Genomic DNA, 12,806 nt, shown 5'->3' on the forward strand with positions numbered 1-12,806 from the left:
TCGGACAGCTCCCGTTCGGTTCCCCGGCGCCGACCTACATGTACATCCGGTCGTCCGGTGCGTCCGACTCCCTGCGCTCCATCCGCTCGGCGAGTTCCGCGTAGTGCTGTTCGACCTCCGCGGCGAACGCCCGCAACGGACCGGAGTCCACGTCCAGGTCGTACACCGTCTCGACCGTCTCCACGAGCCGTACCGCCGCCTCGACGTCGGGGACCTGCGCGTGGACCGGGGTGACGTACACCGCTGCGCCGAGCGGCGACTCGATGCCGCGTTCGATGAGCGCCGCGTTCGTCCCGTCGAGGAACCCGGATCCCATCGGCGGCACGTCGCCGTCCGTCAACCGAGTGGCGCGGTAGTCCTCGGTCGCGACGTAGAAGGTGCGGTGGTCGTCCGGCGCGTGCGCTGTGGGGACGCCGGCGAGGACGGCCACCTCCTCGACGCCCTCGGCCTCGGTCCAGTCGATGACGGCGTCCGCGAACGCCTCGCCCAGCTGGACTGGGACGAACAGTTCGCCCACGAGCACCGTCACGTCGAGGTCGGGCCGCGAGAACAGCCGCGTCGGGTGTCTCGGCTCACCGTTCGTGAACGGCGTGATCGTCGGGAGCCCCTCCGTGCGGACGTGACCCGTCGGTTCGAGGTCGAGATGGTCGACCAGATAGTCGACCGCGGTCAGGCCGGCCAGCCCGTAGGCTGAGAAGCCGGCCAGCAACACGTCGCTCGGTGTGGAGTCGTGGGATACCTCGAACGCGGGCGACTGGCGGAACGTCCCGGACATGGACGCACGTTCAGCAGGCGCGCTCTTAGCCGTTCGGTCCGAGGCGAGCCGGACTCCCGCCGCCGGAGGAAACGCTTTTTCGAGTGGGGGACGCGGGAGGTGCATGGACGCGTTGGCACAGGCCGGAGGCGTGGTCGGGGACCGACTCCCCGACTGGCTCGCAGTTCCGGGAGTCCGTCTCGGGATCGCGCTCCTCATCCTCGCGCTCGGCGTCTGGGTCTCGAAGCTGACGATCCGGCTGATCGGCCGCCCGGTCGCGCGGCGGTTCGAGCGACAGAGCGTCGCCCAGACCGTGCTCCGTGGCGTCCGCGTGGCGATCATCGTCGGCGCGGCCGCGGCCGGGTTCTCCATCGCGGGGGTCCAGCTCCCGAGCCTCGTCGTGTCGGCCGCCGTGTTCTCGGCCGTGGCCGGCGTGATCCTCGCGCCGCTCATCGGGAGCGTCATCAGCGGCTTCTTCGTCCTGTGGGACCAGCCGTTCGAGATCGGTGACCTGATCGAACTCGACGACGGCACGATGGGGTTCGTCGAGGACATCACCATCCGCTACACGAAGATCCTCACGCTCGACAACACCTTCCTCGTCATCCCGAACGGTAACGTCCGCGAGCGGGACGTGACCAACTACTCCGCGGAGGACGAGCGGACCCGCCGCTCGCTCGACGTGCTCGTCACCTACGAGTCCGACGTGACCGAGGCACGGCGGCTGATCGAGCGCGCCGCTCGCGGCTGCGAGGCCGTCGTCTCCGGCGGGCCCGACATCCGGATCGGCGCCGCGCGCTACGTCGCCAGCCCCGACTGCCGGGTCCACGAGTTCGGCGACAACGGCGTCCTGCTCCGGCTCCGGTACTGGGTGAAAAAGCCCTACAAGCTGAACAAGGTCCAGTCGACTGTCAACATCCGCATCCGAGAGATAACCGCGGACGCCGACGTGGAGATGGCGTACCCCCACCGCCATCTCGTCTTCGACGACACCTCCGGCGTGGCGCGCGTCGACGCCGACGGGCGGGCGGTCGCGGAGACCGCCGAGGAGCGCGACCGGGCCGCGAAGCCGCCCGAAGACGAGGAGGGGGAGCACGGCGACGACGCGTGAGCCCGGTCGAGACGAGCGGGTCGTGATGAGTGCCGCGGGGCGACGTCCGCCCCACGCGGCGCTACGGGAACGGGTGGTACGGCGCATCGAGGCGGGGCTCGAACCCCATCGACGCGGGGACCTCGCGTGCCCGCTCTCCGAAGAAGGGGTCACCGGTGAACAGCGGCTGCGCGGCCGGCACGAGTGCGCGGACGGCTTCGAACCCGAGCGCCGCCACGTCCCGCGTCGTCGTCCGCGCCGCGTAGGCGTCGAGGTCCGCATCGGCGAGTCTGTCGAGCACCGCGTCGAGTTCGGCGGTTCCGGCCGCGTCCGGGACGCCGAGCCCCTCGGCCGGCACCGCCGCGTCCGCGTCGAAGAACGCGCGCGTTTCCGCCGGGTAGTCGGCGTGGTCCCCGATCGCGGCGCCCTGCTCGGCGGCGGCATCGGGCCCCATCGCGCGCAGTTCCATCCAGTTCTGAAGCGCCTCCGACAGCGCGGAGCGGGCGGCCGCGTACGGGTCGAGATCCGCCGCGGAGCCGGCGGCGAACCGCGGCCAGTCGCCCTCGCGGTGGACGCCGACCGCGACCACGGGCACGTCCACGTCGGCGGTGACGAGCAGCGGCGTCACCGAGAGGTCCACGGCGTTCGCCCGCGCACGGAGCTCCGCGAAGGCCGGGTCCTCGTCCCCCTCGATCCGGAGTTCGAGCGGGTCGAGCGTCGAGTACCACGCGATCATCGTCGCGTCGCGCTCGACCGTCTCGTAGAGCCCGGAAAGCACCGCCTCGACGCCCGAGTTGCCGAGTCCGAGCCCCGTCGTGATCGACGGGCGGAAGCGACGCTCGTGGGGCGGGAACCGGACGAACTCCGCGGGGAGCGCGGCGGCCTCACCGGTCGCGAGGTCCTCGCCGGTCACCCACGCGAGGGAGTCGTCGTCCTCCGCCCCGACCGTCTCGCGGTCGTCCGGCGTCACGAAGCGGGCGGGCGGGACCGGGTTCTCCACGGCCGTCGGGGGTCCCTCCGCGAAGTCGTCGGTCCGGTAGACCCCCGCGGCGTACCGCTCCAACCCCTCGCCGATCGCCTTCATGAACGCCGCGTCCCAGTCGCGGTCGACGCCGGCCGCGAACTCCGCGGCGCGCGCGTCGCTGAACCCGGTCGTGTCCGCGACCCGGCCGATGTAGTACGGGACCGGGAACGACTCGCGCTCGCCCACCTCCGAGAGGATCCCGACGCGGTCGTCGACCGACCGCTCGGCGCGTTCGAGCGCGTCGTCGACCGAGACGTCGCGGTGCTCCCGCGGGACGGCGCCCTCGGGGTCTGACCCGCAGTCACAGAAGGGAACGGGGAGGAACCTGCGCTCCGCCCCTGGAACTTCGACGACCGTGTCGCCGACCGCCTCGCCGGAGAGGGCTTGGATCGTTCGTCGCCCCGCGACCGCACCCGCGTAGCGCACCGCCGAGCGGACCCCGGCGGGGCGCTCTTCCGTCTCCGAGTCGCTCGCCGCGATGCGCCGGCGCAGGCAGTCGTAGCAGGCGTCCTCGAAGACGGTCACGGCGGCGTCGACGTCCGCGACGGGGGCCCCTCCGACCCCGCCGACCTCGACGGCGACCCACCGCTCGAGCGCCTCGTTCGCGCGCGCGAACGCGTCGGCGCCGGCCGTGCCGACGACCACCGCGAAGTCGAAACCGTCCAGCAGGTCCGCCGCGACGGGCATGACGTTCACGTCGACGTCACCGAGCGCGGCGTCGACCGCGTCGACGGCCGGCCCGTCACCGACGAGTCCGATGTCCATGGACGCGGCAACGACGAGCGGGGAGAAAAAGCCACGGGAGGGCACGACGCCGGGCCGGCAGGCGGCCGCGGCGCGACCGCCGTCAGTTGAGTGCGCTCTGAACGACGTCCGCGAGCTGGTCGACGGAGGCGTCCTTCAGCCGGTCGTCGCCGAGCTTCAGGCGGAGCCGGGGGCGGCCGACGTCGATGGGCACCTTCTCGGTGTCGATGAGGCCGAGGTCCTCGAGGCGGGTCTTCGTCCGGGAGAACGTCGCCTTCGAGGCGATCCCCACGTCCTCGCCCCACTTCGAGATGTCGTACAGCAGCACGTCGTTCTTCGCGGCGACGAGCAGCGAGACGGTCACCTCGTCGAGGCCGTCGCCGTTGCCGCGGGCGGTCTCCATCGAGGCGAGCACGTCGTCGAAGTCCTCGCGTGTGGCATCGCCGATCTCCTCGGTCATCGTCTCGCGGACGCGACTGATCGCGGGCGTCCGGAGTCGGTACTCCTCGGCTTCCTCGAAGGCGTCGCGGTACGTCGAGAAGACCTCCTCGACGAATTCCGCGTCGTCGCTGGAAAGCGCGGCGACGCGACCGCCGGTCGAGACGAGCGCGACGACCCGGTCCGCCGAGACGAACAGCGCGTTGTCGGCGTCGGTCGAGAGGACCCGCAGCGAGAGCGATCCCCCCTCGACGAGGTCCGCCGCCTTCGAGGCGATCAGGAAGTCGTCCATCACGTCCTTCAGTACGTCCTCGTCGGCGAGCAGACACAGCTCGGGGAGCGTGTCGCTCTCGATGCCCGCCTCCACGATCGCTTCGACGGTTTCGGCCGAGGGATCCACGACGAGGAGCTCGCCCTCCGTCTCCGCGAACGCGTCCTCGAGGATATTCTCGAGATCGGTTTCGAGTAAATTCGACACCATAATTCTATGCGTATAACGGCGCGTGAGATATTTAATATTAACGGGATCACCCACCTGGAGAATCCCCAATAGAGGCGTCAACGGCTCCGATTTCTGGCTTATTCCGATCACCGAAGTCGGACGTCCGGTCCGCGGCGGCCGGTCAGATGGCCTCGGCCAGCTCCGACGACCACCGGAGGTCCCCCTCGTACAGTACCGGCATCACGTCGAGCGACAGGAGGTCCCGAAGCCGGGAGGCGTCGACGAGGAATTCCCGCCGCGTTCCGCACAGCTGCGAGACGCCGTCGGTCTGCAACGGCGACCGATAGACGCCGCCGTGAGCCCTCGGCGTGTACGCGTCGTGGACCACGCGGTACCCGCCGTCGGCCGGTTCGACCTCCAGGACCGTCGGCACCTCGTCCCCTCGCGGTGTGAGCGCGTGGGTTCCGTCGCCCACGACCACGTAGTCCTTGCCGGTCATCACCCGGCGACGGGCCAGCGAGAGGGCGCGCTCGAACCCGAACCCGGCCATCAGCAGGCGCGCGAACGCGGTCCCGACGAGCGCGGCGTTGCCGTCCAGCACGCGGTTGAACGTGACGCCGCCGGCGACGCTGCCGCGGCGGATCAGGTCGAGCCCCTCGTAGTAGGAGCCGCACGCGTTGAGGAAGAACGTCTGCGCGTTCGATTCGTCCAGCTCCGCGGCCGCGAAGTGACCGTCCGGGCAGACGAACCCCGCCGGCTCGCAGTGGCCGATGAAGTGGATCAGGTCGTGTGACTCCTCGAAGAGCGCGGCCAGCTCGTCGGTCGTGACCTGCTCGCGAACCGTCACGTCGACGTCGAGCTCCGCGGCCCGCTTCCGGTACACTTCCACCGCGGCGTCGCCCTCGGTCGACATCTCGAGGTCGTTGACGACCGCGACGACCGAGATGGACTCCCCCGAGCGGTCGCGGTAGCGGGCGCGGTTCTCGTAGGCCTCGGGGAGCGCCTTGAACACGTCTATCGGCGCGGAGTCGGCGAGCCAGCCGTGGGTCCGTCCGGAGCCGAGCGAGGGCTTCGAGAGGTCGACGCTCACGGAGTCCCGACCGCGGATGAAGTCGTCCAGGGACCGCTTCAGCCACTCGGCGTCGGGGAGCGGTTCGACCTCCGGCGCGAACACCTGCGGCACGTTGGACAGCAGGTGCGGCAGCGTCCGCACGCTCTCGTAGTCCGGCCGGAGGTACATCGAGAGGTGCCAGTCCGGTAGCTCGCCGGCTATCGCGTCGTAGTCGGCGGCCATGTACCGGTCGACGCGTTCGGCCACGGGCAACGGATACGTCCCGTCCGGGTCCAGGGCCAGCCGGTCGAGCAGCCGCGTCTCGGCGAGGTCCGTTCCCCGCGGTCCGGCGCTTCGGACGAGGCAGTCGAGGTGGAAGACGCGCCTGAGCGCGGCGGCCGCGGTGAGGCCCCCCGAGCCGTCCGTGAGGCTCCACTCGCGACCGGCCCGGAGCACGGGGGCGGCGTCGGTGTCGGTCTCCACCCGCGCCCCGACGTAGTGCGTGAGCGGCGCGACCCGGAGCAGCACGCCCAGGTCCGGCGGAACGGCGATCTCCGGGCGGGGCCCTTCGAGCGGCGACTCGCGCGCGGCCGGCGGGATCGACTTCCCCTCGCCGAACCTCACCGTCGGCGGCTGCGTCCGCATCTCGGGGCGGGATCGATCCGGCGACGCCGTCCGGTGGCTCGTCGCCATCGCGGTGAGCGCGGTCGCGACTCCCGACGGGGTCGCCGGAACGGTCATCGACGCCCGAGGGCGCCTCGTTCCCGTCCCGAAGCCCACGGCCACCGGGGTCGCAGCCGGGAACGTCAGGACGACGGCGTCGACCGCCGGCTTCGCGACCGTCGCCGCGCCGTCGAACCGGAGGACCGTCCCGACCGGCGTCGCGATCCGGACGCGGTGGGCGGCGGCGTCCAGGTCGACCGGACCGGGATCGCCGGCTAGCTCCCGCCGACCGCCGTCGTCGAGGTTCTCGACCGTCACGAGCGTCCCGTCGAGTCGGAGTCGCCGCGCGGTGACCGTCGTTCGGCCGTCGACCGCGCGGTCGAACGCGGGCGCGGTTCCGCCGGGTTCGAACCGCCCCGCGACGGTCGCCGAGCGCCCCTCGGCGTCGACCACGCGGAGTTCATTCCGCGACGATTCGACCTGCACCATTGGGTCGGAGAGACCCTCCGTGCGCCTAAATGCGTGTCGGCACCGGAGGGGTACGGGGGCCATCGCGATCGCATGCGGGAGCGGCCGCGACCCGCTCTCACGGACGCCGGAGCGCCGCCCCCGGCAACCGTCCGCGGGACGGACAGCTTTTTGGTCGCGTCACACGCGGTTCGCGTATGGACTACGACACGGTGCGGGAGACGGACCCGGCGGTCGCGGACGCGCTGTCCGGCGAGGTCGAGCGACAGCAGGAGACGCTCGCGATGATCGCCAGCGAGAACCACGTCAGCGAGGCCGTCATGGAGGCGCAGGGGAGCGCGCTCACCAACAAGTACGCGGAGGGGTACCCCGACCAGCGCTACTACGCGGGCTGTGAGTACGCCGACGAGGTCGAGGAGCTGGCCATCGAGCGCGCGAAGGAGCTCTACGGCGCCGAGCACGTCAACGTCCAGCCGCACTCGGGCTCCAGCGCGAACATCGCCGTCTACGTCGCCGCCCTGGAGCCTGGCGACTCGATCCTGAGCCTGGACCTGACCCACGGCGGCCACCTCTCGCACGGCCACCACGCCAACTTCGTGGGCGAGCACTTCGACGTGACCCACTACGAGGTGGACCCCGAAACGGGCTACATCGATTACGCCGCGCTCCGCGAGACGGCCGAGGAGATCGAGCCGGACATGATCGTCTCCGGCTACTCCGCGTACCCCCGAGAGGTCGAGTGGGAGCGCATCCAGGCCGCCGCGGAAGCGGCCGACGCCTACCACCTCGCCGACATCGCCCACATCACCGGCCTGGTCGCCGCGGGCGAGCACCCCTCGCCGGTCGGCATCGCCGACTTCGTCACCGGATCGACGCACAAGACCATTCGCGCCGGTCGCGGCGGGATCATCATGTGCGGCGAGGAGTTCGCCTCCGCGGTCGATAAGGCGATCATCCCCGGCACGCAGGGCGGTCCCCTGATGCACAACGTCGCCGGCAAGGCGGTCGGCTTCAAGGAGGCGCTCCAACCGGAGTTCGACTCGTACGCCGCACAGGTCGTGAGCAATGCCGAGGCGCTCGCCGAGCGCTTCCGCGAGCACGGCTACGAGCTGGTCTCCGGCGGCACGGACACCCACCTCGTGCTCATCGACCTCCGGGAGTCCCACCCGGACACCTCCGGCGGCGACGCCGAGGAGGCGCTCGCGGCCGCGAACATCGTCCTCAACGCCAACACCGTGCCGGGCGAGACCCGGACCCCCTTCGACCCCTCCGGCATCCGCGTCGGCACGCCCGCGCTCACCACGCGCGGCTTCGAGGAGGCGGAGATGCGCGAGGTCGCGGACCTGATCCACCGCGTGGTCGACAACGTCGACGAGGAGGACGTGGTCTACGAGGTCGGCGAGCGCGTCGCCGAACTCTGCGAGCAGTTCCCGCTGTACGAGTAGGGCTGGGGTGTGGCCGTGCTCTGCGGCCGACCCGTCCCCACCCCGTGCGGGCCTTCTCCGTCCTGCGGTCGGCTATTTCTCTCCTCGGTGGCACGGACCGATTCGAAGGGGGCAGTGTCACCGAGTTTTGCTGAGCCAGCCGAGACAGTAGGGACGTGTCCGAGAGAGGGGAAGTCAGTCGTTTAACCGAGCCGGCGTCCGTAGCCAGGTTGACGGCGTATCGGCCGGGTTCACCGTTTCCACGCCGTCACAGCTCAGTTAACGGCCTTCGAGAGTTCCGCACCCGCTTTGAACTCGACCACGTTCTTCGCCGCGGTCTGGATCCCTTTTCCTGTCTGCGGATTTCGCCCGGTTCGGGCGGAGCGCTTCGAGATGCTGAACGTGCCGAACCCCTCGTTCTGGTCCTCCCGTCCACCCAACGACAGCCGATCACCTTTTTTCAGTGCCTTCGTCGTCGCGTTGATGAACGCGTCGAGCGCTCGCCTCGCGTCGTCCTCCGATAGCCCCTCGGGCGAGTCGCGTCCCGTTTCGCTCGCGACGTACTCCGCGTCGATCACCACGTCGGCGTTCCGGCACTTTGCGCTGGCCTCGTCACCCTTGCCGGGGTTGAGACCGAGGGCGGCCGCGAACTCCGGGCAGGCGTCGAACGTCACCGGCGAGTCGTCTGCAGGCCCGTTTCGGGACCCCGGATTTCCCCGTCCGGGCGGAGCGCTTCGAGATACTGAACGACCCGAAGCCGACCAGCACGGCGCTGTCGTCCTTCTCCAAGGCTTTCGTCGTCGCGTCGGTGAACGTGTCGAGCGCCCGCTTCGCATCCGACCCGCTCAGTCCGGCCTCGCTCGCCATCGCCTCGATCAGTTCCGCTTTGTTCATCGCCGCGGCCTGTCCCGTCGCGGTCAACAGGCCCACTCCGAGCGCTGTCGAGAGGACAGCGCCCCTCCGCAGAACGGTTCGCCGGGACAGAACGTTTTGAGACATGATACCTTTACTCACAACCCTCTGACGCTGCATACGTATATAAATATATTTTAAATTTCTATTTTTGTATTATCGTATCGTGATCACTTCTGTTCAAAACCGAACGCGAACAGGAACGGTTTCGGTGGAACGGAGGCACTTTGCGACGCCGGACTTCGCCCCGTCTCTGAGTGCACACGGCTCTGAGCAACCGTCGAATCTCGCGGAAGATCCACGGCCTCATCCGACACCTTCGGTCCGGACTGCGGGAACCGCGGCACTCCCCCGGCCGCCGTCGCTTCGGGCAGTCCCTCGGCCGCCGTCGCTTAGAAGTCCCCGGCGTGCGAGGCGTCGGACATGCCCGAGGAGACCCCGATCAGCGGCTTCGAGTCGTCGACCGCGGCGGAGCTCGAGGATGGCGAGTGGACCGGCGACCGCGCGGTCGAGGAAGTCGTCGGCGACCTGCTCTCGGAGCGCGGCGAGACGGTCGCGGTCGCGGAGTCGCTCACCGGCGGCCTGATCGGCTCGACGATCACGGACGTACCCGGCTCCAGCGACTACTTCGACCGGAGCCTCGCCACCTACGCCTACGACGCGAAGCGACAGGAACTGGCGGTCCCGCGCGAGGACCTGGACGCCTACGGCGCCGTGAGCGCGCCGGTCGCGCGCGCGATGGCGCAGGGCGTCCGCGACCGGTCGGACACGACGTGGGGCGTCTCCGCAACCGGCGTGGCGGGCCCCGGCGGCGGGCAGCGCGACAAGCCGGTCGGCCTGCTGTACGTGGGCGTCGCCTTCGCCGCGCCGTGGGGGACCGAGGCGTCGTTCACCCGGTCGCGGCGCTTCGAACTCGACGGCGACCGCGCGGCGATCAAGCGGAAGAGCGTCGTCTGCGCGCTCGCGGAGCTGGTCCGGGCGGTCCGCGAGACGGCGCCCACGAGCGAATTCGGGGACGAGTGACCGAGTCAGACACAAGCCGCTCGACCGCCGTCTCGTCGGAGCCGCGATTTACGCGGTTCCGTACGCGCGTTCGGACAGCCTTTTGTCCGGATCCGTCGAGGATCCGGTGATGGACGAAGAGGACCTCCGCGTCGGCCTGCTCGTCGCGGGCGCGGCCGGACCGGGAGAGACGGCCGCGCGGAACTGGTGCCGCGAGCGGTTCGCGGACGTCGAGACCGCGTCGCTCGCGGCGGTCGCGGACGGCTCGGTCGACCTCGACCGGTTCGACGTCTGCTGGTGGCACGCCGTCGAGCCGGTGGCGAACCCCCGGACCGTCGCCGCCTGTGAGCCCCGCGTGACCGACTACGTCGAGAGCGGCGGCGGACTGCTGCTCTCGGCGCGCGCGATGGGGCAGGTCGCGGCGCTCGGGGTCGACGAGGTGCCGCCGGACGCGACCGGCACCGAGGCGGTCCACGAGCCGGTCGGCCCGCTCTGGAAGTCGGCGTACGCCGACCACCCCGCACACGAGGGGTTCGAGACGCTCCGCCACCACACGCGCCCCGCGGGCGAGGAGGCGCCGTTCGCGCGCTACGAGGACGTGTTGCCCGCGGCCGGCGACGTGCTCGCGTCGACGCACCGCGGCGCGGACGACGTGCCGCACGAGGTGACAACGGTGAGCTGGCGGCGCGGCGCGGGGACCGTCGTCGGCGTCGGCGTCGGCCTCGACTTCGAGCGCGCGGACGACCACACGCGCGCCAAGCGCGACCGACTGACGGGGAACCTGCTGCGGTTCCTCGCGGACGGCGGAGCGGACGGGACCGCCGGAATCGGCGGCGAGACCGACCCCGAGACCGCGGCGACCGCGCTCACGACGGGCCGGCCGCACGACGCCGAGACGCTCGCGCGCCACCGCGCGGCGCTCGCGGGCGACCGCCATCGCACCAGCTACCACCTCTCGCCGCCCGCCAACTGGCTCAACGACCCGAACGGCTGTCTGTACTACGACGGGCAGTATCACGTCTTCTACCAGTACAACCCCGGCGGCCCCTACCACGAGACCATCCACTGGGGGCACTTCGTCAGCGACGACCTGCTGACGTGGCGGGACGTGCCGGTCGCGCTGGCGCCCGACCCCGGCGGCCCGGACCGCGACGGCTGCTGGTCCGGCTGCGCGTTCGTCACCGACGAGGCCCACGCCGGGTGGCGCACCGACGCGCCGGCGGGCGACGGATCCGACGTGCGGGTCCTGTACACCGGCGGCCGCGAGGGGTGGCAGCTCCCGTGTCTGGGCTCGGCCGTCGACGGCGACCTCTCCCGGTTCGAGACCGACCCCGCGAACCCCGTCATCGACGACCCGCCGGCGGCGCTCGACGTGTTGACGACCGACCACTGGAACGGGGAGTTCCGCGACCACTGCGTCTGGGTCGCGGACGGCTGGTGGTACCAGCTCGTCGGCGCCGGGCTGGAGGACGTGGGCGGGGCCGTCGTCTGCTACCGCTCGCGCGACTGCCGCGAGTGGGAGTACCTCGGCCCGTCGCTGGTCGGCGACTGGGAGTCGCCCGGCACCGTCTGGGAGTGTCCGGAGCTGCTCCGGTTCGCGGACGGCGACCTCCTCCACGTCTCCAACTACGAGGACGTGGTCGGCTTCGTCGGCGAGTGGGACGAGGAGACCGGCACCTTCGAGCGCGAGGCGACCGAGGTGCTCGACCCCGGCGAGTTCTACGCGCCGCAGTCGCTGGAGGCGCCCGACGGCCGGACGCTCATGTTCGGCTGGATCAAGGAGGCGCGGACGCTCCGCCGACAGTGGGACGCCGGCTGGTCCGGCCTCATGTCGCTCCCGCGGGAGGTGTCGGTCGAGAACGGCGACGTCCGCCAGCGCCCCGCCCGGGAGGTGCGCGACCTCCGCGAGGCGACGCTGTTCGACGGCACGGTCACCGTCACCGACGGTCGCGAGCTACTGGACGCCGAGGGTGACGCCCTGGAGATCGAGGCGACGGTCGACCCCGACGCGGCCGACGCGGTCGGCGTCGTGGTCCGGCTCTCGCCGGACGGCGCCGAGAGCACGCAACTCAAGCTCGTGGACGGGCGGCTCGTGCTGGACCGGACCGGCAGCAGCCTCGACCGCGAGGTCAACGACCACCCGGTCTCGGTCCCCGTCGACGACCTCGAAACCCCGCTCGACCTGCGGGTCTTCGTCGACGGCTCCGTGGTCGAGGCGTTCGTCAACGGTCGGCGGTGCCTGACCGGCCGGATCTACCCGACCCGGCACGACGCCACCGGCGTCGGCCTGCTCGCGGACGGGGCGTCGGAGGGCGTCGACGTGGATCTGACGGTCCACGCGATGGGCAGCATCTGGCCGACGGAACTGCGGGGGCGCGACCCCGGCGACCCGGCGCGGACCGCCCCCGAAGCGGACGACTGATCGCGCCTCAGGGACGTTCTCGCCTTTTTCGACGGGGCGTGGTGACCGGGACGGTCCGATCGCGGGGATGGTCCGGCGGACGGTGGGCCGCAGTCGGAGCTCCGTACGACGGATGTTCTGTTTCTGTGTCTGCCGTCGATCCTGCTGCGGCGGACAGCACCACCTAGAGAGCCGACGGGATCGAGCCGGCTGCCCTTTCAGTCCCACCCCGCACCGGAACCGCTCCGCAACCGCTCCGCACCGCAACCGCTCCGCAACCGCACGGCAGCCTCGCACCTCCCCAGCCTCGGCGGCGGCGCGGCCCTCGTCGCTCAGCGGGCCGACCATCAGCGCGGCCTCCCGGTGGATCCCCCGCGTCCGTCCGGCGTCGTC

10 protein-coding genes are annotated in these 12,806 nt (G+C 71.1%); 4 read left to right on the forward strand and 6 right to left on the reverse strand.

Annotation, left to right across the window (positions count from 1 at the left end; translation table 11 throughout):
- Window positions 1–34: 34 nt before the first annotated feature.
- Window positions 35–775, reverse strand: coding sequence for a proteasome assembly chaperone family protein (locus ACQE3L_RS09825; RefSeq protein ID WP_426963595.1), 741 nt, complete (start codon window positions 773–775; stop codon window positions 35–37).
- 103 nt (window positions 776–878) lie between these two features.
- Here ACQE3L_RS09825 and ACQE3L_RS09830 point away from each other — a divergent pair, with 103 nt between their 5' ends.
- Window positions 879–1,865, forward strand: coding sequence for a mechanosensitive ion channel family protein (locus ACQE3L_RS09830; protein ID WP_426963596.1), 987 nt, complete (start codon window positions 879–881; stop codon window positions 1,863–1,865).
- 61 nt (window positions 1,866–1,926) lie between these two features.
- Here the strand turns inward: ACQE3L_RS09830 and ACQE3L_RS09835 are convergent, their stop codons facing one another.
- The 3 genes from ACQE3L_RS09835 to ACQE3L_RS09845 form a co-directional block, all read right to left on the reverse strand.
- Window positions 1,927–3,633: a YcaO-like family protein gene (locus tag ACQE3L_RS09835; RefSeq protein ID WP_426963597.1), complete on the reverse strand. Its 1,707-nt coding sequence runs from the start codon at window positions 3,631–3,633 to the stop codon at window positions 1,927–1,929.
- Between the two features lie 82 nt (window positions 3,634–3,715).
- On the reverse strand, window positions 3,716–4,531 hold the full coding sequence (gene tbsP / locus ACQE3L_RS09840) for a transcriptional regulator TbsP (RefSeq protein ID WP_426963598.1): 816 nt from the start codon (window positions 4,529–4,531) through the stop codon (window positions 3,716–3,718).
- 142 nt (window positions 4,532–4,673) lie between these two features.
- Window positions 4,674–6,695, reverse strand: coding sequence for a hypothetical protein (locus ACQE3L_RS09845; RefSeq protein WP_426963599.1), 2,022 nt, complete (start codon window positions 6,693–6,695; stop codon window positions 4,674–4,676).
- Between the two features lie 176 nt (window positions 6,696–6,871).
- Here ACQE3L_RS09845 and glyA point away from each other — a divergent pair, with 176 nt between their 5' ends.
- The gene (glyA, locus tag ACQE3L_RS09850) at window positions 6,872–8,119 is read left to right on the forward strand and encodes a serine hydroxymethyltransferase (RefSeq protein ID WP_426963600.1); all 1,248 of its coding nucleotides are present in this window, start codon (window positions 6,872–6,874) and stop codon (window positions 8,117–8,119) included.
- A 254-nt stretch (window positions 8,120–8,373) separates the two neighbouring features.
- On the opposite strand, the gene ACQE3L_RS09855 is transcribed toward glyA, so the two are convergent.
- Window positions 8,374–8,772 carry an HU family DNA-binding protein gene (locus ACQE3L_RS09855; protein ID WP_426963601.1) on the reverse strand — a complete coding sequence of 133 codons (399 nt, stop codon included), beginning with the start codon at window positions 8,770–8,772 and terminating at the stop codon, window positions 8,374–8,376.
- Window positions 8,711–9,130: an HU family DNA-binding protein gene (locus tag ACQE3L_RS09860; RefSeq protein WP_426963602.1), complete on the reverse strand. Its 420-nt coding sequence runs from the start codon at window positions 9,128–9,130 to the stop codon at window positions 8,711–8,713. The genes ACQE3L_RS09855 and ACQE3L_RS09860 overlap by 62 nt, the downstream gene beginning before the upstream one ends.
- Before the next feature lie 303 nt (window positions 9,131–9,433).
- Here ACQE3L_RS09860 and ACQE3L_RS09865 point away from each other — a divergent pair, with 303 nt between their 5' ends.
- Window positions 9,434–10,033, forward strand: coding sequence for a CinA family protein (locus ACQE3L_RS09865; protein WP_426963603.1), 600 nt, complete (start codon window positions 9,434–9,436; stop codon window positions 10,031–10,033).
- 109 nt (window positions 10,034–10,142) lie between these two features.
- Entirely contained in the window at window positions 10,143–12,434 is a 2,292-nt protein-coding gene (locus ACQE3L_RS09870; protein WP_426963604.1) for a GH32 C-terminal domain-containing protein, read from the forward strand.
- The last annotated feature ends 372 nt before the right edge of the window (window positions 12,435–12,806 follow it).

This window comes from Haloparvum alkalitolerans, from assembly GCF_050122995.1.
Lineage (GTDB): Archaea > Halobacteriota > Halobacteria > Halobacteriales > Haloferacaceae > Haloparvum > Haloparvum alkalitolerans.

Coding starts and splice junctions, on each gene's coding strand:
- ACQE3L_RS09825 (WP_426963595.1), bottom strand. CDS start 775: ATGTCCGGGACGTTCCGCCAGTCGCCCGCGTTCGAGGTATCCCACGAC.
- ACQE3L_RS09830 (WP_426963596.1), top strand. CDS start 879: ATGGACGCGTTGGCACAGGCCGGAGGCGTGGTCGGGGACCGACTCCCC.
- ACQE3L_RS09835 (WP_426963597.1), bottom strand. CDS start 3,633: ATGGACATCGGACTCGTCGGTGACGGGCCGGCCGTCGACGCGGTCGAC.
- tbsP (WP_426963598.1), bottom strand. CDS start 4,531: ATGGTGTCGAATTTACTCGAAACCGATCTCGAGAATATCCTCGAGGAC.
- ACQE3L_RS09845 (WP_426963599.1), bottom strand. CDS start 6,695: ATGGTGCAGGTCGAATCGTCGCGGAATGAACTCCGCGTGGTCGACGCC.
- glyA (WP_426963600.1), top strand. CDS start 6,872: ATGGACTACGACACGGTGCGGGAGACGGACCCGGCGGTCGCGGACGCG.
- ACQE3L_RS09860 (WP_426963602.1), bottom strand. CDS start 9,130: ATGCAGCGTCAGAGGGTTGTGAGTAAAGGTATCATGTCTCAAAACGTT.
- ACQE3L_RS09865 (WP_426963603.1), top strand. CDS start 9,434: ATGCCCGAGGAGACCCCGATCAGCGGCTTCGAGTCGTCGACCGCGGCG.
- ACQE3L_RS09870 (WP_426963604.1), top strand. CDS start 10,143: ATGGACGAAGAGGACCTCCGCGTCGGCCTGCTCGTCGCGGGCGCGGCC.